General features: G+C 66.6%; 19 protein-coding genes and 1 pseudogene. 8 read left to right on the top strand and 12 right to left on the bottom strand.

Annotation, left to right across the window (positions count from 1 at the left end; translation table 11 throughout):
* Positions 1-25: 25 nt before the first annotated feature.
* Both trhA and GOALK_RS04985 read left to right on the top strand, forming a co-directional pair.
* On the top strand, positions 26-700 hold the full coding sequence (trhA, locus tag GOALK_RS04990) for a PAQR family membrane homeostasis protein TrhA (protein WP_006357711.1): 675 nt from the start codon (positions 26-28) through the stop codon (positions 698-700).
* A 337-nt stretch (positions 701-1,037) separates the two neighbouring features.
* Complete coding sequence (locus GOALK_RS04985) at positions 1,038-2,672, top strand: alkaline phosphatase D family protein (protein ID WP_035750507.1); 1,635 nt, start codon at positions 1,038-1,040, stop codon at positions 2,670-2,672.
* A gap of 36 nt (positions 2,673-2,708) precedes the next feature.
* Here the strand turns inward: GOALK_RS04985 and GOALK_RS04980 are convergent, their stop codons facing one another.
* Positions 2,709-3,794 carry a 3-deoxy-7-phosphoheptulonate synthase gene (locus GOALK_RS04980; protein ID WP_006357709.1) on the bottom strand — a complete coding sequence of 362 codons (1,086 nt, stop codon included), beginning with the start codon at positions 3,792-3,794 and terminating at the stop codon, positions 2,709-2,711.
* 231 nt (positions 3,795-4,025) lie between these two features.
* The gene (locus GOALK_RS04975; RefSeq protein ID WP_006357708.1) at positions 4,026-4,472 is read right to left on the bottom strand and encodes an Lrp/AsnC family transcriptional regulator; all 447 of its coding nucleotides are present in this window, start codon (positions 4,470-4,472) and stop codon (positions 4,026-4,028) included.
* 255 nt (positions 4,473-4,727) lie between these two features.
* On the opposite strand from GOALK_RS04975, the gene GOALK_RS04970 reads away from it, so the two are divergent.
* Both GOALK_RS04970 and rocD read left to right on the top strand, forming a co-directional pair.
* A complete protein-coding gene (locus GOALK_RS04970) occupies positions 4,728-5,129 on the top strand; it encodes a hypothetical protein (protein ID WP_006357707.1) in 402 nt (133 codons plus the stop codon).
* The gene (gene rocD / locus GOALK_RS04965) at positions 5,099-6,346 is read left to right on the top strand and encodes an ornithine--oxo-acid transaminase (RefSeq protein ID WP_006357706.1); all 1,248 of its coding nucleotides are present in this window, start codon (positions 5,099-5,101) and stop codon (positions 6,344-6,346) included. The genes GOALK_RS04970 and rocD overlap by 31 nt, the downstream gene beginning before the upstream one ends.
* Here rocD and GOALK_RS04960 read toward each other — a convergent pair.
* Genes GOALK_RS04960 through mca form a run of 4 tightly spaced genes read right to left on the bottom strand, consistent with a single transcriptional unit; the run spans position 6,338 to position 10,108 of the window.
* On the bottom strand, positions 6,338-6,838 hold the full coding sequence (locus GOALK_RS04960) for a TspO/MBR family protein (RefSeq protein WP_006357705.1): 501 nt from the start codon (positions 6,836-6,838) through the stop codon (positions 6,338-6,340). The two genes, rocD and GOALK_RS04960, sit on opposite strands and share 9 nt — an antisense overlap.
* Before the next feature lie 51 nt (positions 6,839-6,889).
* Positions 6,890-8,878 (bottom strand): thioredoxin domain-containing protein, encoded by a 1,989-nt coding sequence (locus GOALK_RS04955; protein ID WP_006357704.1) that lies wholly within the window; start codon positions 8,876-8,878, stop codon positions 6,890-6,892.
* A 13-nt stretch (positions 8,879-8,891) separates the two neighbouring features.
* Positions 8,892-9,212, bottom strand: coding sequence for a hypothetical protein (locus GOALK_RS04950; RefSeq protein ID WP_006357703.1), 321 nt, complete (start codon positions 9,210-9,212; stop codon positions 8,892-8,894).
* Positions 9,212-10,108: a mycothiol conjugate amidase Mca gene (gene mca / locus GOALK_RS04945; RefSeq protein ID WP_006357702.1), complete on the bottom strand. Its 897-nt coding sequence runs from the start codon at positions 10,106-10,108 to the stop codon at positions 9,212-9,214. The genes GOALK_RS04950 and mca overlap by 1 nt, the downstream gene beginning before the upstream one ends.
* Positions 10,109-10,156: 48 nt before the next feature.
* On the opposite strand from mca, the gene GOALK_RS04940 reads away from it, so the two are divergent.
* The 3 genes from GOALK_RS04940 to greA all read left to right on the top strand — a co-directional run bounded on the left by GOALK_RS04940 (position 10,157) and on the right by greA (position 12,012).
* Complete coding sequence (locus GOALK_RS04940; RefSeq protein ID WP_006357701.1) at positions 10,157-10,615, top strand: DUF4307 domain-containing protein; 459 nt, start codon at positions 10,157-10,159, stop codon at positions 10,613-10,615.
* Positions 10,612-11,388, top strand: a complete 777-nt coding sequence (locus GOALK_RS04935; RefSeq protein WP_006357700.1) for a queuosine precursor transporter — start codon at positions 10,612-10,614, stop codon at positions 11,386-11,388. The genes GOALK_RS04940 and GOALK_RS04935 overlap by 4 nt, the downstream gene beginning before the upstream one ends.
* A 129-nt stretch (positions 11,389-11,517) precedes the next feature.
* Positions 11,518-12,012 carry a transcription elongation factor GreA gene (gene greA, locus GOALK_RS04930; protein ID WP_005195705.1) on the top strand — a complete coding sequence of 165 codons (495 nt, stop codon included), beginning with the start codon at positions 11,518-11,520 and terminating at the stop codon, positions 12,010-12,012.
* Positions 12,013-12,143: 131 nt separating this feature from the next.
* Here greA and GOALK_RS04925 read toward each other — a convergent pair whose 3' ends face one another.
* The 3 genes from GOALK_RS04925 to GOALK_RS04915 all read right to left on the bottom strand — a co-directional run bounded on the left by GOALK_RS04925 (position 12,144) and on the right by GOALK_RS04915 (position 14,625).
* The gene (locus tag GOALK_RS04925; RefSeq protein ID WP_006357699.1) at positions 12,144-12,887 is read right to left on the bottom strand and encodes a DUF4352 domain-containing protein; all 744 of its coding nucleotides are present in this window, start codon (positions 12,885-12,887) and stop codon (positions 12,144-12,146) included.
* Positions 12,888-13,065: 178 nt separating this feature from the next.
* Complete coding sequence (locus tag GOALK_RS04920; RefSeq protein ID WP_006357698.1) at positions 13,066-13,503, bottom strand: Ltp family lipoprotein; 438 nt, start codon at positions 13,501-13,503, stop codon at positions 13,066-13,068.
* Positions 13,504-13,698: 195 nt separating this feature from the next.
* Positions 13,699-14,625, bottom strand: coding sequence for a type IV toxin-antitoxin system AbiEi family antitoxin (locus GOALK_RS04915; protein ID WP_006357697.1), 927 nt, complete (start codon positions 14,623-14,625; stop codon positions 13,699-13,701).
* Between the two features lie 183 nt (positions 14,626-14,808).
* Between GOALK_RS04915 and GOALK_RS04910 the strand changes: the two genes are divergently transcribed.
* The gene (locus GOALK_RS04910) at positions 14,809-15,327 is read left to right on the top strand and encodes an SRPBCC family protein (RefSeq protein ID WP_039880046.1); all 519 of its coding nucleotides are present in this window, start codon (positions 14,809-14,811) and stop codon (positions 15,325-15,327) included.
* Positions 15,328-15,342: 15 nt separating this feature from the next.
* Here the strand turns inward: GOALK_RS04910 and GOALK_RS04905 are convergent, their stop codons facing one another.
* From GOALK_RS04905 to GOALK_RS04895, 3 genes and pseudogenes are all read right to left on the bottom strand, one after another.
* Positions 15,343-16,098 carry a hypothetical protein gene (locus GOALK_RS04905; protein WP_157139136.1) on the bottom strand — a complete coding sequence of 252 codons (756 nt, stop codon included), beginning with the start codon at positions 16,096-16,098 and terminating at the stop codon, positions 15,343-15,345.
* 171 nt (positions 16,099-16,269) lie between these two features.
* Positions 16,270-17,461: pseudogene (gene ilvA, locus GOALK_RS04900) on the bottom strand (threonine ammonia-lyase).
* A gap of 5 nt (positions 17,462-17,466) precedes the next feature.
* Positions 17,467-18,639, bottom strand: a complete 1,173-nt coding sequence (locus GOALK_RS04895) for a cystathionine gamma-synthase (RefSeq protein WP_005195687.1) — start codon at positions 18,637-18,639, stop codon at positions 17,467-17,469.
* Positions 18,640-18,644 lie beyond the last annotated feature (5 nt).

Here is an 18,644-nt window from a genome sequence, read left to right as displayed (position 1 = left end):
GAGTAACTTACGGTACCGTAGGTTTGTGAACACACTGTCGAGCCCGCCCCCGGACGTGGCCGATCGACCACGCCTGCGCGGCGTGATCCACCACTACTCCGCCTATGTGGCAGCGGTCGCCGGTCTCGCGCTGGTCATCGGGGCCGCGATCCTCGACGGCGCCGTCGCCGCGCTGACGTGTGGGATCTATGCGATCACCGTCGTCGGACTCTTCACCGTCAGCGCCACCTATCACCGCATCCCGTGGAAGACGGCGCGTGCCCGCATCCGGATGAAGCGAGCCGACCACGCGATGATCTTTCTCTTCATCGCCGGCACTTACACACCGTTCTGCGCCCTCGGCCTGCCGTCGCCGGTGAGCTGGTGGGTGCTCGGCATCGTGTGGGCGGGTGCGCTCGGCGGCTCGCTGCTGAAGATCCTCTGGCCGGGCGCCCCGCGCTGGCTGGGCGTCACGCTCTATATCCTGCTCGGCTGGGTCATCGTCGTGGTCGCCCCGGCGCTGGTCGAACAGACCGGCTACCTGATCATGATCCTGCTGGCCCTCGGCGGCGTCCTCTACAGCGTCGGCGGAGTCCTGTACGCGGTGCGCTGGCCCAACCCGTGGCCGCGAACCTTCGGTCACCACGAGGTCTTCCACCTCTGCACCGCGGTCGCCGCACTACTCCACTACGCCGCCGCCTGGCTGGTCGTCGCGGGGTAGTATCCGCTCGCCGACCCGCACCGAGGGTTCACATGTGCATCGGCGGCATCATGCCCATACCGTGCATCCACATCGTCATGTGGTGACACATCTGCATCATCTGGTCCATCATCTCGGTTCGCCTCCCTCCACCACTCCGCGACCCCAACCCCGCGGCCCCCCCTTCGTAATCCCACCCCGGATCGGCGCCCGGCGGTAGGGCCGACCGTCGTCCCCCTGAGGGACCAGGTACCCACCGCCGCCTGTGCCGCGCACACAAACCCTTCTTCACCCGAACATCATGTGCCCGATTCCTGCCGGTGCCGTGGAGGTCAGCCGTGGGTGATCGGGTGGGGCCGTGACGAGAACTGATCGTGGTCCGTCCGGTGCCGCACTACGGGTGGACCCCGACCTCACTCTTCGTAGCGGCGCCACCCGTCGACGATTCCTCACCGCAACAGGACTGGTGACGGGACTCGCGTTCACCCCCGGGCTTCTCGGCGCCACCCCACCTGCGACCCCCACCCCGGGGTCGTCCGGATCATTGTTCGCGCTCGGCGTCGCCTCCGGCGATCCCCTGCCGGACGGCATCGTGTTGTGGACGCGACTGGCGCGCAACCCATTCGCCCCAGGAGGAGGGATGGGTTCACGTCCGGTCCGCGTCGACTGGGAGATCGCGACAAACGCATCGATGACGCGTGTCGTGCGCCGGGGGACCGCCCACGCGACGCCGGAATGGGGCCACAGCATCCACGTCGATGTGCGCGGACTCGCCCCGGCCGCCGACCACTTCTACCGCTTCCGGGCACTCGGCGAGATCTCGCCGATCGGCCGGACCCGCACCGCGCCGGCCCCGACCGCCCGGCCGGGTGCGCTGTCGATCGCCGTGGCGTCGTGCCAGAACTGGGCTGACGGCTACTACCACGCTTTCGCCGACATGGCGGCGCACGCACCGGATCTGGTGCTGCACCTCGGCGACTACATCTACGAGAAGCCGATCCCGCTCGACGCCCGCCGCGGCGCGACCCGGCCGGCATCGGCGACCCACGAGGCAGTCGGCCTCGACGACTATCGGGAGCGGTACGCGCTCTACAAGTCCGACCCTGACCTGCAACAGGCCCACGCGATGTCGCCGTTCGTGATCTCCTTCGACGACCATGAGGTCGACAACAACTGGGCCGCAACGATTCCCGAGGATGAGACCACCATGTCGCAGTTCGCTCTCCGGCGCGCCAGTGCATTGCGGGCATGGTGGGAGAACACCCCGGTGCGGACCACCGCACGACCCGACGGCACCGTCATCCGCGCTCATCGGCGTCTCGCCTTCGGCGACCTCGCGGAGATCAACGTCCTCGACACCCGCAGCCACCGCGACGATCAGGCCAACGGGGACAACGACTCCCCGCAGAACGCCCGCACCGCGGATCCGTCCCGGACGATCCTCGGTGACGCGCAGGAACGCTGGCTACTCGACGGCCTGGCGTCGAGTAACGCCCGATGGGATGTCCTCGCCCAGCAGGTCCCGATGGCCGACCTCGCGCGCGGCGGGTCGCGGGCGGTCAGCATGGACGGGTGGAGCGGCTACGAGGCATCGCGACGACGCGTCCTAGACGGGGCGGCACGCCGCGGCGTACACAACCTCGTCTCCCTCGCCGGCGACATCCACCGGAGTGTCGTCGCCGACCTACGGGCCGACTACGTCGACGACTCCCCCACCCGCGGAATCGAACTAGCCACGACGTCGATCACCTCCGGCGGCGACGGCGAGGACAGCGACGACGGCGACCGCGCATTGAAGGCCGCCTCGCCGCACGTGCGGTTCGGCAACTCCCAGCGCGGCTACCTGCTCAATCGCGTGTACCGCGACCGCTGGGAGGCCGAGTTCCGCGTGGCGCCATCGGTGCGGTCACCACGCGGCTCATTGCGACGACGCGCCGTCGTCACGATTCCCGACGCCTCTCCCGAAGTCGACGTAGGCCAATCCGCTCCCTGAGTAGCCCCGGAGCTTGCGGAGGGGCGTATCGAAGGGTCAGGCGCGCGCGAGCGCGTCGAGGACGGTGGCGCTGGCCTCCCAGCCCATGCACTTGTCGGTGACGGACTTGCCGTAGACCAGCGGGGTGGCGTCGGTCGACTGCGCGCCGGGCTCGAGGAAGCTCTCCAGCATGACGCCGCTGATGTTCGACGCCTCGCCGGCCTCGCGAGTGGCACGCAGGATCGCCGCGATCTCGGTCGCGACCTCCGCCTGGCGGATGTGGTCCTTACCGGAGTTGGCGTGCGAGCAGTCGATCATCACGCGTGCGGGCAGACCGGCCTTGTCCAGGGCCGCAGCCGCAGACGCGATCGACTCGGCGTCGAAGTTGGGTCCGCGGGTGCCGCCACGCAGGATGATGTGGCAGTCCTCGTTGCCCGCGGTCTCGACGACCGCGCCGTTGCCGAAGTCGTCGACTCCGAAGAAGACATGTTCAGCCGCAGCGGCTTTCACACCGTCGATGGCGACCTGGACGTTTCCGTCGGTGCCGTTCTTGAAGCCGATCGGCATCGACAGGCCCGACGCGAGCTGGCGGTGCACCTGCGACTCGGTGGTGCGGGCGCCGATGGCGCCCCACGCGACGGCGTCGGCGATGTACTGCGGGCTGGTCGGTTCGAGGAACTCACAGCCGACGGGCAGTCCGAGGTCGATGATGTCGAGCAGCAACGACCGGGCGGTCCGCAGACCGCGCTCGACGTCGAAGGTGTTGTCCATGCCGGGGTCGTTGATCAGACCCTTCCACCCGACCGTGGTGCGCGGCTTCTCGAAGTAGACCCGCATGACGATCTTCAGACGATCGGCGTAGGCCTCGGCCAGCGGCGCCAGACGCCGTGCGTAGTCGATCGCGGCGATCGGATCGTGCACCGAGCACGGTCCGGCGATCACGAGAAGACGGTCGTCGCGGCCGGCGAGGATGTCGGCGATCTCGTCACGGTCGCGGGCAACGGCGAGCGCACGACGCGCGGTCAGGGGCAGTTCGGCGCGGACGGTGTCGGGAGACGGGATCGGACGGAAGGACTTGATCCGACGATCAGAGGTCGATTCGGCCTTGTCTGCCGTACGCGTGGAATCCGGGAGAGTGGTCACGGTGTGTGCCTTTCGAGGTCATGCCCTGTCGGTGGTCCAACCGGGGCACGCCTAGTGGTGGAGCCCCGCTCAAAACGACAAGAGCAGCGACCGTAGGGTCGCTGCTCGGGCTCCGGGTGTTACGTGCGCGCGCTTGGTCAGCGCTTCATCGTGGCCCCACCCGGAGCCTCGATAAAGCGCCAATATGCGCGCACGGTGCTGATCACGGCGACAACACTAACACAACGCGGTCTACGGGTGACCGCGGTCTATCAGTTCACTGAGGACGATGATCGACTCGGACTTGTCCACCGGACCGGCGGCACGGATGCGTTCGAGTGCCTGCTCGAGGTGGCGCACGTCGCGGGCCCGCACCCGCAGGATGGCGTCGGCCTGACCCGAGATGGTCGCCGCGCTGACCACCTCCGGGATCGGTTCCCACGACGCCTTGAGCTCGTCCGGCGAGATGTTGCCGCGGCAGTACACCTGCACATAGGCCTCGGTCGTCCACTGCATCGCGTGCGGATCGACGATGGCGGTGAATCCCCGGATCACCCCGTCGTCGAGTAGACGGTCGACCCGACGCTTGACCGCGGGGGCGGAGAGCCCGACCTCGTCACCGATCTGGGCATAGGTCGCGCGGGCGTCACGGGTGAGGCAGGCGATCACCTTCTCATCCAGATCGTCGAGCGTACGCAATGGATGACCACTCCCCTCTAGTGCTGTGACGTTTTGTTGCACTCATACGCAATCCACGGCGATTGTTTGCATAGATTGCCGACGATACGCTCGATTCATGACGCTGACGAGCCCGGGTATCGCCGCGCCCCCGGTACGCCAGGCGCGGCCAAGGACCTACGCGATGACCCCGCCCGTGCACTTCACGGTGTCCTATGCGATCAATCCCTGGATGGACACCTCGGTTCCGGTGGACACCGACCGGGCCCTCGCCCAATGGCACACCCTGCGATCGGTGTACGAACCCTCGAACTTGTCGACCCGCGGTTCTACCACCTCGACACCGCGCTGGGCGTCCTCGACGACCGCACGATCGCCTACCACCCCGCCGCATTCTCCGCACGCTCACGCCGACTGCGCGACGAGCTGTTCCCCGACGCCATCATCGCCACCGACGCCGACGCGGCCGTGCTCGGCCTCAACCTGGTCTCCGACGGACTCGACGTCGTGATGACCGATCGCGCACCGCATCTCGAGGCAGAGCTGCGCGAGGCCGGGTTCCGGCCGGTGACCGTCGATCTCTCCGAGTTGCTCAAGGGCGGCGGCAGGGTCAAGTGCTGCACATTGGAACTCCAGGAGATACGCTCATGTCCGACACGCTCATCCCCCACGGTGTGACATCTTCTGCAGGTTCCACGACCGACGCCGAACCGCATGTGGCACACAACTACTCCCCGATCCCGGTCACCGCTGCGACCGCCGAGGGTGTGTGGATCACCGACGTCGACGGCAAGCGCCACCTCGACTGTCTGGGCGCGTACTCGGCGGTCAACTTCGGACATCGCCATCCGCGGATCGTCGCCGCGGCACTCGAACAGATCGAACGGGTCACCCTCACCAGTCGTGCGTTCCGTTCGGATCGTCTCGAACCGTTCTGCGCCGCACTCGCGGAACTGTGCGGCAAGGAGATGGTGCTGCCGATGAACACCGGCGCCGAGGCCGTCGAGTCTGCGATCAAGGTCGCCCGAAAGTGGGGTTACGACGTCAAGGGCGTCCCCGACGGCCGCGCGACGATCGTCGTCGCCGGCGGTAATTTCCACGGCCGCACCACGACGATCATCTCGTTCAGCGACGACCCTGATGCTCGCGCCGGATTCGGTCCGTACACACCGGGTTTCGTCCGTGTCCCGTACGGCGACGTCGAGGCGATCGCTGCCGCGATCGACGAGACGACCGTCGGCATCCTGCTCGAACCCATCCAGGGCGAGGCCGGGATCATCGTCCCGCCCGATGACTACCTCCCGCGGGTACGTGCTCTGTGTACCGACAACGACGTCCTGCTGATCGCCGACGAGATCCAATCGGGCCTGGGTCGCACGGGACGTACCTTCGCCGTCGAACACTGGGGCGTCGTACCCGATGTCTACCTGCTCGGCAAGGCGCTCGGTGGCGGGATCGTACCGGTCAGCGCGGTGGTGGCGAACCGCGATGTCCTCGGCGTCCTCCACCCCGGACAGCACGGCTCGACCTTCGGCGGGAACCCCCTCGCCGCGGCGATCGGCCACACCGTCGTCGACATGCTCGCCGACGGCACCTGGCAGGAACGCGCCACCGACCTCGGCGACCACTTACACACGCGGCTGAGGGAGTTCGTCGGCCGCGGCATCGTCGCGACCCGCGGTCTGGGACTCTGGGCTGGTATCGATCTCGATCCGGTGCTCGGCACCGGCAAGGACTTCTGCCTCCGCCTCGCCGAGCACGGCGTCCTGGCCAAGGACACCCATGGATCGACGCTTCGGCTCGCGCCTCCCCTCGTCATCACCGTTCAGGAGATCGACTGGGCGATCGAACGATTCGCCGAATCGCTGGACGAGCTGCGATCCCGGTCAGTGTGATACGCGCTCACGGTCGCGGTTGAGCCACCAGGTCGACGTCGACAGGACCGTGGCGAAGGCGCACCACGCCGGGTAGGCGGCGAGCGCGGCCCCGGCCGGCGGATTCACGGCCGCGGTACGCCGGGCCAGGTCGGCGCTGCTGACCGTGAGGGCCGCGGCGGCCACCGACGCGGTACCCAGCGCCCCTCTGCCGAAGTAGATCCAGCTCCACGCCCCGTTGAGAGCGAGATTGGCACCGAGCGCGGCGAGGTACGCCTGCTTCTCTTCTCGGGCCGGCGACTCGCCCAAACCGTCGATCGCGGTGGCGGAGGTGACCGCGATGTCGGCATAGAGGGCGGTCCAGGCCACCGGGAACACCCAGGTCGGCGGCACGAACGACGGCTTCTTCAGCCGCGGATACCAGGTCTCGACAGCGGGTTTGGTCACCACGCTGCCGATGGCACCGGCTGCGGCGGTGGCGAGCGAGGTCCCGATCAGAGTGGAGATGCGCATACTCATCAATACCCGTCCGGACGGATCCGACACCTGCGTGGTCTGCCGGCCTCACCCCAGCTGCGCGACGAGCGATTCCTCGTCCGTGACCGGCAGCCCGCAGACCGTTCCCCGGCACACGTAGGCGGCGTCGCGTCCGTCGATCGGGCCCCGCGCGACGAGCAGCGGGTGTGAATCCTGTTCGCCGGCAACGACGACCGCTCCGCCGGGGACGTGCGACCACGCCGCCCGGGTCAGCGCATGGTTCGACGCCGACCCTTCTGCCACGGCTATCTGCACCGGCCCGGCGACCCGCGCCGACATCACCGACATCCAGTGCCCGGCCGATCGCGGCAGCTTGGCGACGATCACCGATGCGCGGGACAGACTGTGCTCCAGCAGTTCTGCATAACCGACCGCCTTGGCCGGGTCGGCGAGCATGGATGCGGTGAGCAGCGCCTCGGCCATGAGCGACGCCCCCGCCGGGGTGGCACCGTCGATCGGATCACGGGGCCGGGCGATGAGCCCTTCACCGGTGGCGTCGAACCAGGCGCCGGGCGCCTCCTGATCCGCGAACAGTTCGATCGCGGTGTCGAGCACTCCCGCTCCCGCTCCCAAAAACCGGGTTTCACCGGTGACCTGGAACAGCGTCAGCAGAGCCGTGCTCAGCGTCGCGTGGTCGTCGAGCCCGCCGTCGGTCTCGCCCACGTGTCCGCCGAGCGAGGAACGACGGAGCCGCCCACCGACCAGGTGGTTGCTCAGCAACTCGTCGGCGCAACGAACTCCCTCGTCGACGTAGCCGGTGTCACCCAGCCCGGCACCGGCCTCGGCGAGTGCGGTGCTCGTCATGGCATTCCACGCGGTGACGACCTTGTCGTCGCGGGTGGGCTGGACACGCCTACCCCGCGCCTCGAGGAGCGCGGCACACACGGCAGCGAAGCGCTCGCGGTCGTCCGGGTCGGTCGGGAGCTGCAGCGTCGAGCGACCGTGTTCGAAGGTGCCCCGCTCGGTCACGACGAACAGCTCGGCGGCCCAGCGTCCGGTCTCCGGTCCGAGGACCTCGGCGAGTTCGTCCGGCGTCCACACGTAGGTGGACCCCTCCACGCCGTCGGCATCGGCGTCGAGAGACGAGGCGAATCCGCCCGGCACCCGCAGGTCCCGCCGGAGGAACGTGACCGTCTCCTCGACGACGCGGCGTGCCAACGGATCTCCGGTCCGCCGTGCCAGATGTGCGTAGGCCCGCAGCAGTTGCGCGTTGTCGTAGAGCATCTTCTCGAAGTGGGGTACCACCCAGCCGGCGTCGACCGAGTACCGGGCGAAACCACCGGCGAGCTGGTCGTAGATGCCGCCCCGGCCCATCGCGTCCATGGTTCGGGCGGCGGTCTCGATCGCAGCGGTGTCGCCGGTGCGTTCGGTGTGCCGGATCAGCGCTTCGAGGAGCGCCGAGGGCGGGAATTTGGGTGCGCCGCCGAATCCGCCGAATTCACGATCCTCGTCGTCGAGCACGGTGCGGACGCCGTGCGCGAGCAGTCGGTCGTCGACGGCGACGGTGCCCGCCGGCAACGGGGAGGTGTTCACCACGATGTGCTCGCGCACCTTCGCGGCGGTGTCGTCGAGGTCGGCGCGACGCTGCGTCCACGCCTCGGTGACCGCGGTCAGCACCTGACGGAAGGAGGGGATCTGCCCGCGCGGCCGCGGCGGGTAGTAGGTGCCGGTGTAGAACGGGTCGCCGTCCGGGGTGAGGAAGCAGGTCATGGGCCAACCACCCTGCCCGGTCATCGCGACGGTGGCGCTCATGTAGATGGCGTCGATGTCGGGACGTTCCTCCCGATCGACCTTGATGCAGACGAAGTCGCGGTTCATCTGGGCCGCGGTCGCGTCGTCCTCGAAGGACTCGTGCGCCATCACGTGACACCAGTGACAGGCCGCGTAGCCGACCGACAGCAGCACTGGCACGTCGCGTTCGCGTGCCAGGTTCAACGCGGCGTCGGACCACTCCTGCCAGTGGACCGGATTGTCGGCGTGCTGCCGGAGATATGGGCTCGTCGCCGAGCCCAGCATGTTCGACGAACCGTCAGGTGTCCGCCGGGCGTCGCTCATCGGTCCCGGTCGTGCTCGTCGCGTCCTGGCTTCCGGGTGCAGCGTCGTCGGTGGCAGCGATCGGCCCCGATGGGTCGGTGCCCTCGTCGAAGGCCTGATCCGCCTCGGGGTGCTCGGTGTCGAAGGACTCCGGCAGTTTCTTGAGCTGACGACTCATCGACCAGATCAGGAACGCGGTCCCGACCAGCAGCAACAGGATCACCAGGAGCCCGAGCGGGGACGACTTGCCGAATTCCGGTCCCTGCGGCTCCTCGGCCGCGACGACCATCACGGTGTTGACGATGTCGATGTTCATCACGTCTCGATTCCGGTGAACAGATCGGTTTCGGGGAGGGCGGTCTTCACGCGGGTCTTGGCCAGCTCGAACTCCTCGGTCGGCCACAGTCGCTGCTGCCATTCCAACGGTACGGCGAAGAACATGCCGTTGGGATCGATCTGCGTCGCATGCGCGCGCAGTGCGTCGTCACGCTGTGGGAAGTACTTGGCGCACTCGATCTGGGTGGTCACCCGACCCATCAGGTCACCTCGGCTCGGGTCCCACTTGCTGAGCCACTCGGTGAACGGGCTCTCCTGGCCGTGGCACTCGAACTCGTCGGAGAAGAGCACCATCCGGTCGCGGATGAAACCGTGTGTGTAGTAGAGCTTCGACACCATCCACGGCTCACCGGTTCCCGGGAACGCGTCGGGGTCGCCGGACTGGTCGTAGGCCGCGACCGACACCTCGTGGCACCGGATGTGATCCGGATGCGGGTATCCGCCGTGCTCGTCGTAGGTGATCATCACGTGCGGGCGGAACTCACGGACCAGTCGGACGAGGGACTCGGTGGCCTCCTCCAGCGGGACTGTCGCGAACGAGCCCTCCGGCAGCGGCGGCAGCGGGTCCCCTTCGGGGAGTCCGGAGTCGACGAAGCCAAGCCAGGTCTGCTTCACGCCGAGAGCCTCGGCGGCCCGGGCCATCTCCTCGCGGCGGACCTCGGTCATACGTTCTTTGATGCCGGGACGGTCCATCGCCGGGTTCAGGATGTCGCCGCGCTCGCCACCTGTCAGGGTGACGACGAGCACCTCGTTGCCTTCGGCCGCATACTTGGCGGTCGTGGCCGCACCCTTGCTCGACTCATCGTCGGGGTGCGCGTGGACCGCCATCAGACGGAACACACCCGGCTGCGGGTCGTCGGCGTGGGATTCGGTCACAGTTCCTCACCTTCGGATCGCTACTGCTCCCATGGTAGGTATTGACGCGTGAACAGTTCGGATGGGGGCGCCGCGGAGCGCCCTCGCAGCGGCCCGCGCGCGACCTACCCGGAGGATTCCGCGTCCGCACAGACCCGTCGGCGCTGGTTTCGCGCCCTGTCGATACTCGTAGTCGTGGCCGGCGTCACGCTGGCGGCGATCGGTTACAGCAAGTTCGGCACCGCCGATGTCTCCGGCGAGGCGACCGGTTACGAGATCCTCGACGACAACACCGTCGCCGTGCAGTTCACCGTCGACCGCTCCGACCCGGGCAAGCCCGCGGCCTGTGTGGTGCGCGGACGATCGAAGGACGGCAGCGAGACCGGTCGTCGCGAGATCCTGATCCCGGCCGGCTCCGTCGAACGGATCGGCGTCCGCACCGAGGTCACCACCTCCAAGCCTCCGGTCATCGGTGAGGTCTTCGGCTGCACCGTCGACGTGCCCGCCTACCTCCAGCCCGAGTCGTGAGCACGCGGCAGACCGCACCGGGCGACGCCGCCGCACCCCGCGCCGCGTTCGCCTCCATCGGCAGCCGCCATTTCCCGCTCCTCGTCGCACTGTTCGTCGGTGTGATGCTGATCAGCAACGTCACCGGCACCAAGGGTGTCGTGCTGTTCGACGACTGGCTCAACCTCGACCTGGGGCCCATACACATGCAGGGCCTGGTCACCGACGGTGCCTTCTTCCTGTTCCCGCTCGCCTATGTCCTGGGCGATGTGATCAGCGAGGTGTACGGCTTCCGCGCGATGCGCCGCACGATCCTGGCGGGCTTCGCCGTGCTCATCCTGGCCTCGCTGTGCTTCTGGCTGACCATTCATCTACCCGCCGCCGATTTCTACGAAGGCCAGGAGGCTTTCGCAACCGTCGCCGGCGTCGTTCCGCAATTCCTGCTCGCCGGACTTGCCGGATATGTGGTGGGCGAATTCCTGAATTCATTCGTGTTGGTCAAAATGAAAGAGCGCGCCGGTGAGCGCCATCTCTGGGCACGCCTTCTGGGATCGACCATCGTCGGCGAATTCGCGGACACCCTCGTCTTCTGTTCGATCGCGGCAACCGCCCTCGGTATCTCCACCTGGGGAGATTTCGTCAACTACACGATTGTCGGATTTGTCTGGAAGACCCTGGTGGAGATCGTCATCATGCCGGTGACGTATTTCGTTGTGGGATGGTTGAAACGAGCCGAACCCACCTATCAGGAAGCACTCGACGCGGCAACGGCTGGAACAACGGATGTGCCATAGGTCTCATCGGCTGGTACGATGATCGGATACACGGCTCCGCGAGGGGTCGTGTTGCTGCATTTATAGCAGTCCATATGCCGCGCGGTGAAAGAGTCGCATCGCGGCGCGGACAACACGAAGGAGTGACCGATGACCGACACCCAGGTGACCTGGTTGACCCAAGAGTCGCACGATCGCCTCAAGAGCGAACTCGACTCATTGATCGCCAATCGTCCGGTCATTGCTGCCGAGATCAATGAGCGACGCGAAGAGGGCGACCTCAAGGAGAACGGTGGCTACCACGCCGCCCGCGAAGAGCAGGGCCAGCAGGAAGCGCGCATTCGCCAGCTGCAGGAACTGCTGAACAACGCGAAGGTCGGCGAGGCCCCGACCCAGTCCGGCGTCGCACTTCCCGGTTCCGTCGTCACCGTCTACTACGACGGCGACGAGAAGGACACCGAGACCTTCCTCATCGCGACCCGCGAAGAAGGCGCCTCGGGCGGCAAGCTCGAGACCTACTCACCCAGCTCGCCCCTGGGTTCGGCCCTCATCGACGCCAAGGTCGGCGAGACCCGCGAGTACTCCGTCCCCAGCGGCGCGACCGTCAAGGTGACCCTCGTCAGTGCGGAGCCGTACCACGGCTGATCCAGACCACGAAGCGAGCCCGGGACGACGGTCGTCCCGGGCTCGCTTCGTCTGATGAACCTCGTTTCGACGTGCAGACTTCGATCGACGTCTACAGGTCGGGACCGAGGTTCGCCGGTCCGAGGGTGCGGTCAGCCGAGGTTGACCTTCACCCCGCCGGAGAACATCGAATCGTGGAGCTCGATGCTGGCCGGCTTGGCGTCAACGGGCATGTCGTAGACGACCTTGACCTCGACCGTGTTACCCGGATTGATGTTGTCCCAGACGGGAATGTCGCTCCCGCCGAGGTAGATCTGCGCGGTGGTATCGGGCTCGAAGCTACGGCCCTCGGTGTCGACGAGCTTCTGGTTGGTGGGCGAGAAGTCCTTCGGCTCCTTGCTGGTGTTGTTCACCGTCATGGTGACCACCACGAACTGCCCCTGGGCCTCCGCCGTGAGGAACTCGTTGTCGCCGACCGACGACAGACCCGACTCGACGTTGGTGACGACGAACTCGAACTTGCCGTCGCGCACCGGCGTGTTCAGGCCGGCAGCCTGCTCGTCGGCCTTCTTGTCGCCGTTGTCGCCACCCGAGTCGGCCTGCTCGCCGGAGTTCGAGCTGCCCGACGACGCGGTTTTGTCGGATGAATCGTCTCCACCGCCGGCCACGGCGGCGATGATCACGATGAGTGCCACCAGGATGCCGACGATCCACGGCCACTTCTTTTTCTTCTTCGGCGGCTGGATCGGCGCCTGGTACGCCGGCGGTGCACCGTACGGACCGGGGACTCCGTACTGGGGCTGCTGCGCATAGGGCTGTCCGGGATAGGGGGCCTGTCCCGCCTGGGGCTGTCCCGGGTAGGCCTGTCCGGCCTGAGGATTCTGGGGATGGGTCATTTCGTTCCTCTTTCACCTGCGGACCGGGAAGCGGTCCGCTCAAATATTTTCCTGCACAACAGGTCTGACGCATCCGACACGTCGTTTACTCAGTCGAATCGCGCCCAAGATCGCGACGATCACAGTCATTCCCGAGACATTTCGGTAACGACGGAGTCGTAGGGCCAGGCACTTCTGGCTAACTGTGGTCGGCCCCGTGCACGGCCTGTTCGTGGGTGAAACCCTCGAACTCCAGCTGCTCGATCAGGCCCTGTCGCGAGAACGGGGAGTACTCCCGATACTGACGGGCCTTGTCGGTGGCCTGTACAAACCAGTTCACCTCACCGTCGGCCTCGAGCTGATCGACGGCCGCGGACGCGTCGGAGTATGAGAAGCCCTCGAACTCCAGCTGGTCGACCAGTCCCGACTTCGAGAAACTGGTGTACTCGAGGTATTCCCTCGCCTTCGCGACCGCGTTCGACTTCTCCCACACGAGCTTGATCGCGGGAGCCTGCACGCTCGGCGATGCCTGTGAGGAGACATTCGTGCCGAAGCCGGCCACGACCCCGATCATCACCACGAACGCCGCCAGGACGCCTGCCGCCCACGGCCATCTCTTCTTCTGGGGGTTGCTCATCGGTTTTCCTTCTCTGCTCACGGTTCCGGGAAGTGGAACCGCGTCTGAGAGCAAGGTGTCACGGGGGTACGACAAAAACGTTGGCGCACAGTGTCATCCGATCAGATGATTCCGGTCCGACCGGCAATCAGGCCGACTTCGTCCCGACGTGCAGACGTCCATCGAAGTCTGCACGTCGGGACCGAGGTTCGCCGGTCAGGCAGCGAGCGTCTCCAGCCACGGACGAAGCAGCCCCACCAGCTCGCCACGCTCGAGCGTCGCCCACGTCCAACGGACGACCATGATCCCTTGCGCTCGAAGGGCATCCTCCCGTCGCTTCTCGCGGATCAGCGCGTCGCGCGGACTCTCCCCCGGACGCAGCAACCGTCCGTACTTCTGCAGACCGTCGAACTCGCCGACAAGCTTTCCCTCCCAATCGAAATCGGCGCGCGCAGGTCCATCGCTCGTCTGAAACGTGTTCTGCAGACGAGGAATCGGCATCCCGGCCGCAATCATCTGGGCCCGGCTCCATGATTCACCGACGCTCTCCGACGCGGCGTCGGCAAGCAAGAGTGCGCGTCGTGCGGTACCCACGCCCCGCCATCGGCCCCGCAACTCGAGGATCGTCGTCATTGCTGCGCGGTCGGCTTTCAGTGCGAGTGCTCGGTCGAAGACGACCAGAGCTCGTTCGAAGTCGCCGGCCATCGCGACATCGACGGCGGTGCGCTCGAGGGTGGTGACCGGAACACCGTCGACGTCGGTGATGTCGTCGGGCGACAACGGGCCGGCGTGGACGATGCGGTGGCCACGCACGAATCCGCCGCGCACATGTGTCTTCGTCAGATGGATGAGCTCGCGCTCCGGATCGAGCTGCGACAGTCCGAGCACGGCTGCCGCCGAGTCATGACTGAGCGTCGACGTGTCTCCGTCGCGTGCAGAGGTCGCGACAGCGATCGACTTCAGGCGGTACAGCTCGTCGTCGGCGGTGTCGGATTCCGGCACCGGCACCGCACATACGCCGGGAGCAAGCCGGACGAGTTCACCTCGTCGGACCGCACCTGCGACGACATCGTCGGATATGCCCAGCCTGAGGGTCGCCTCGCGTCGGATGAGTCCGTGCCGGTCGGTCGGGAAAACAGTCATATCTCTTGGACGCAGCACAGCCGCAATCGGTTCACTCGTATTCGCCGAGCGGCCGGCGTCCTGACCGGCGAACCTCAACTCGGCAGGCAGACCTCGATCGAAGTCTGTGAGTCGAGCTGAGGTTCGCCGGTCCCATCGCGGAAGCGCCTGTGGGACCGACGGGTCGATGCTTCAATGGGCCCCATGGGACGTTCCTATTCGCTGGAGACCTTCGACCTCGACTTCTTCGACGACGCACCGGTGCGCCACGTGATCGACGTCCGGTTGCCGGTCACGCCGCAGCGCGCCTGGACGGAGTTCACCCGCCAGAACACCCTGGACTGGTGTCGCGCGATCAAGAAGATCGAGTTCACCTCTCCCCCGCCCTACGGTGCGGGCGCGACTCGGAAGGCGGTGCTCGGTCCCGGCTACGTGACGCTTGAAGAGGACTTCTTCCACTGGACCGAGGAACCCGAAGCGGGCAGGTTTCACAACGCCTTCCGGGTCAGGAGCGCCAATGTGCCGGGTATCCGACGATTCGGCGAGGCCACCCAGATCGACCCCGCCGACGTCGGCTGCCGCCTCCGGTGGACCTTCGCTCTCGAGCTGCCCACCGACTCCAAGATCGTCACCGCTTTCTCGGGTCCGGCGTCGTCGACCGTGTACAAGACCATCGAGGCAGACACACTCAAGTACTTCGCGAATCTGTTACCTGCTACCTAGACGCCGCTGCCAGGATCACGCAGCGGAGACGATTGAGGTGTGACGATCGATCGTCTCGACCCTCAGCGATGAGAACCGATCAACGTCGAGCTCACCGACGAGACCTGCCAAGAGCTGTACTGGCAACTGACTGCGCCGCAGCCTGGAATCAACGGATGTGAGCGGCAGGGTCACCGTTCCGGCGTCGACGACAGACAATCCGTTCAACCCACGCTCAACCGAACGCCGGAACGCTCGATGTCTCGTCAGAACGTGAATCACGAGGACGCCGAACTCGTCCTCCAACTCGAGATCATCGTATTCGTCATTCAAATCGTCGTAGTACTCACACATTTCGGCGTCCGTTGCCTCGCGCCGAAGCCAGAGGAGTCCATCGATGGAGACCTCGCGTTGTCGGAGCCCGAGATGGACGTCCCCAGCCTGATATCGACCGACGGACGATTCGAACAGTGCAAGTCCACCTTGCTTGGCCCTCTTGGGCCCGAACATGAAGACCAGATCATCGAAGTCATAGCAGTCGAGTAACCCTGCGACGACGTCCAGTGCGGAGTCGGTCACCCATGCGAGCGGCATCGATGCAACCTCACGCCGTGCGCGAAAGGAATTGAGAGTCAACGCATAGACCTCCTCCGAGGTCTTCCGTAGATGAGACCACCGCTTGAGGTTCGCCAACAGTTCGTCGACGGACAATCTCTTCAGATCCGCTTCGGTGACAGCGCTGTTCGACACTTCCCGACCGACCTCTTCGACCAGACCACTGGTAGAGGTCAATACATGGTTCCACCATCCTCTGAGATCCTCCCGAATCCGCTCCGCATGCTCAGGTCCCCAGGCCGACTCGGTTGAGTGTGAACGTCTTCCCATGCACGGCAAGATATGTGCGTACCGACGCCCGACGACCAGAAGACTGCACAGGTGACCGCTCCGTCCACAACCTGACGGTCACACCTCCCGCAGAAACCCTGCCTCGCTCAACGCGCGACGGACGTCGTGCTGATGGTCGGGGCCGCGGGTCTCGACGCTGACCGTCACCTGCACCTCGCCGAGGTAGAGGTCGTCGGCGACGCGTGAGTGCACGATGTCGATGACGCTGGCGCCGAGATCGCGGAGCAGCTCCAGTAGTGCGAGGAGCCCGCCCGGGCGGTCGGAGACGGTGGCGGTGAAGGTCAGGAACCGGCCGGCCGCGGTGAGGCCGTGGGTCGTGACGTGGCGCAGCAGCAAGGGGTCGATGTTGCCGCCGGACAACACGACACAGACTTTCCCCGACAGGTCGAGGGTGCCGCCGACCGCCGCGGCAACGCCTGCTGCACCGGCGGGTTCGACGACCATCTTCGCCCGTTCGAGCATCAGCAGCAGCGCAGTGCTGAGTTCTTCCTCGCTGACCGTGACGACCTCGTCGACGTACTCGGTGACGTGGGCGAACGGGACGTCACCCGGCCGGGCCACGGCAATACCGTCGGCCATGGTGTTCATCGACCCCGCAGGTACCGGACGCGTCGCGGCGAGCGACGTCGGCCAGGCCGCGGCCTGCGCTGCCTGCACACCGATGACGCGGACGTCCGGCCTCGACGCCTGTACCGCCGCGGCGACTCCGGCGAGCAGACCGCCGCCGCCGAGCGGTGCGATGATGGTGCTGACGTCGGGCATCTGCTCGAGGATCTCGACCCCGACCGTCGCCTGACCGGCGACGATGTCGAGGTGATCGAACGGATGGATCAGCACCGCACCGGTCTGATCGGCGTACCGCTGGGCTTCGACGAGGGAATCGTCCACCGTCTCACCGGCCAGAACCACTTCGGCGCCATAGGCTTTCGTCGCCGCGATCTTCGGCAACGACGCGCCGGTCGGCATGTACACGCGTGCGGTGATCCCCAGCTCGGTCGCCGACCAGGCGACACCCTGCGCGTGATTGCCGGCGCTCGCCGCGGGCACGTTCCTCGGCCGTCAGCCGAGAGATCCGCAGATAGGCACCCCGCGGCTTGAACGAGCCGGTCCGTTGCAGGTTCTCGCACTTGAGCAAGACGTCAGCCCCGCTCCGCTCGGATAGCACACGGGACGCGACCATCGGCGTCCGCCGGACGACGCCGGACAGCTCGGTGGTCGCCTTCTCGATGTCAGCCGGGGTCAGCAGCATGGCGCTCAGCGCAGCGCGTTCTCCAGGTCACCCAGGATGTCGTCGATGTCCTCGATTCCGACCGACAGGCGGACCAGGTTGGCGGGGACCTCCAGCAGCGAACCGGCCGTCGACGCGTGGGTCATCGCGCCGGGGTGTTCGATCAGCGACTCGATGCCACCCAGCGACTCCGCGAGCGTGAACACCTCGGTGCGGGCGCAGAAAGCCTTGGCCTCTTCGATGCCGCCCTTGACCAGGACCGACACCATCCCGCCGTAGCGCTTCATCTGCTTCGCCGCGACCGCGTGGCCCGGGTGGTTCTCGAGTCCCGGGTACAGGACGGCCTCGATCTTGTCGTGCGAGTTCAGGAACTCGACGACCTTCTCGGCGTTGTCGCAGTGACGGTCCATGCGGACGGCGAGCGTCTTGGTGCCGCGCATCGTCAGGTAGCCGTCGAACGGTCCGGGAACCGCGCCTGCGCCGTTCTGCAGGAACGCGAAGGCCTCGTCGAGTTCTTCGCTGTCGGTGACCAGCGCACCGCCGACGACGTCGGAGTGACCGCCGAGGTACTTGGTGGTCGAGTGCAGGACGACGTCGGCACCCAGCGTCAGCGGCTGCTGAAGGTACGGCGAGGCAAAGGTGTTGTCCACCACGAGCTTCGCGCCGGCCTCGTGCGCGATTGAGGCGATCGTCTCGATGTCGCCGACGTTGAGCAGCGGGTTGGTGGGTGTCTCGGTCCAGACGAGCTTGGTCTCCGGACGGATGGCGTCACGGACGGCGGCGACATCGGACACCGGTGCCACCGAGTAGGTGATGCCCCACTGGGTGAACACCTTGTCGATGAGACGGAAGGTGCCGCCGTAGGCGTCGTTGGGGATCACCAGGTGATCGCCAGGGCGCAGCGTCGAACGCAGCAGGCAGTCGGTGGCGGCCATGCCGGACGCGAAGGCGCGGCCGTAGGTTCCGTGCTCGAGGGCGGCGAGGTTGGCCTCCAGCGCGCGTCGCGTCGGGTTGCCGGTGCGGGCGTACTCGAAGCCGTCGCGCAGTCCGCCGACGCCGTCCTGGGCGAAGGTCGAGCTGGCGTAGATCGGCACGTTCACCGCGCCGGTCTGAGGGTCCGGATCGTAGCCGGCGTGGATGGCGCGGGTCGAGAAACCTTGCCAGCGAACCGAATCCGCGGCGCTGCGTCGTTCACTCACAGTGT

It is taken from the genome of Gordonia alkanivorans NBRC 16433 (genome assembly GCF_000225505.1).
Lineage (GTDB): Bacteria > Actinomycetota > Actinomycetes > Mycobacteriales > Mycobacteriaceae > Gordonia > Gordonia alkanivorans.
This window is presented reverse-complemented; position numbering and strand designations above follow the sequence as displayed.

Excerpts from the sequence above, each read along its gene's own strand:
- GOALK_RS04970 (WP_006357707.1), top strand. The coding sequence starts at position 4,728 with ATGGCACACCCTGCGATCGGTGTACGAACCCTCGAACTTGTCGACCCG.
- rocD (WP_006357706.1), top strand. The coding sequence starts at position 5,099 with ATGTCCGACACGCTCATCCCCCACGGTGTGACATCTTCTGCAGGTTCC.
- GOALK_RS04960 (WP_006357705.1), bottom strand. The coding sequence starts at position 6,838 with ATGCGCATCTCCACTCTGATCGGGACCTCGCTCGCCACCGCCGCAGCC.
- GOALK_RS04955 (WP_006357704.1), bottom strand. The coding sequence starts at position 8,878 with ATGCTGGGCTCGGCGACGAGCCCATATCTCCGGCAGCACGCCGACAAT.
- GOALK_RS04950 (WP_006357703.1), bottom strand. The coding sequence starts at position 9,212 with ATGAACATCGACATCGTCAACACCGTGATGGTCGTCGCGGCCGAGGAG.
- greA (WP_005195705.1), top strand. The coding sequence starts at position 11,518 with ATGACCGACACCCAGGTGACCTGGTTGACCCAAGAGTCGCACGATCGC.
- GOALK_RS04925 (WP_006357699.1), bottom strand. The coding sequence starts at position 12,887 with ATGACCCATCCCCAGAATCCTCAGGCCGGACAGGCCTACCCGGGACAG.
- GOALK_RS04920 (WP_006357698.1), bottom strand. The coding sequence starts at position 13,503 with ATGAGCAACCCCCAGAAGAAGAGATGGCCGTGGGCGGCAGGCGTCCTG.
- GOALK_RS04915 (WP_006357697.1), bottom strand. The coding sequence starts at position 14,625 with ATGACTGTTTTCCCGACCGACCGGCACGGACTCATCCGACGCGAGGCG.
- GOALK_RS04910 (WP_039880046.1), top strand. The coding sequence starts at position 14,809 with ATGGGACGTTCCTATTCGCTGGAGACCTTCGACCTCGACTTCTTCGAC.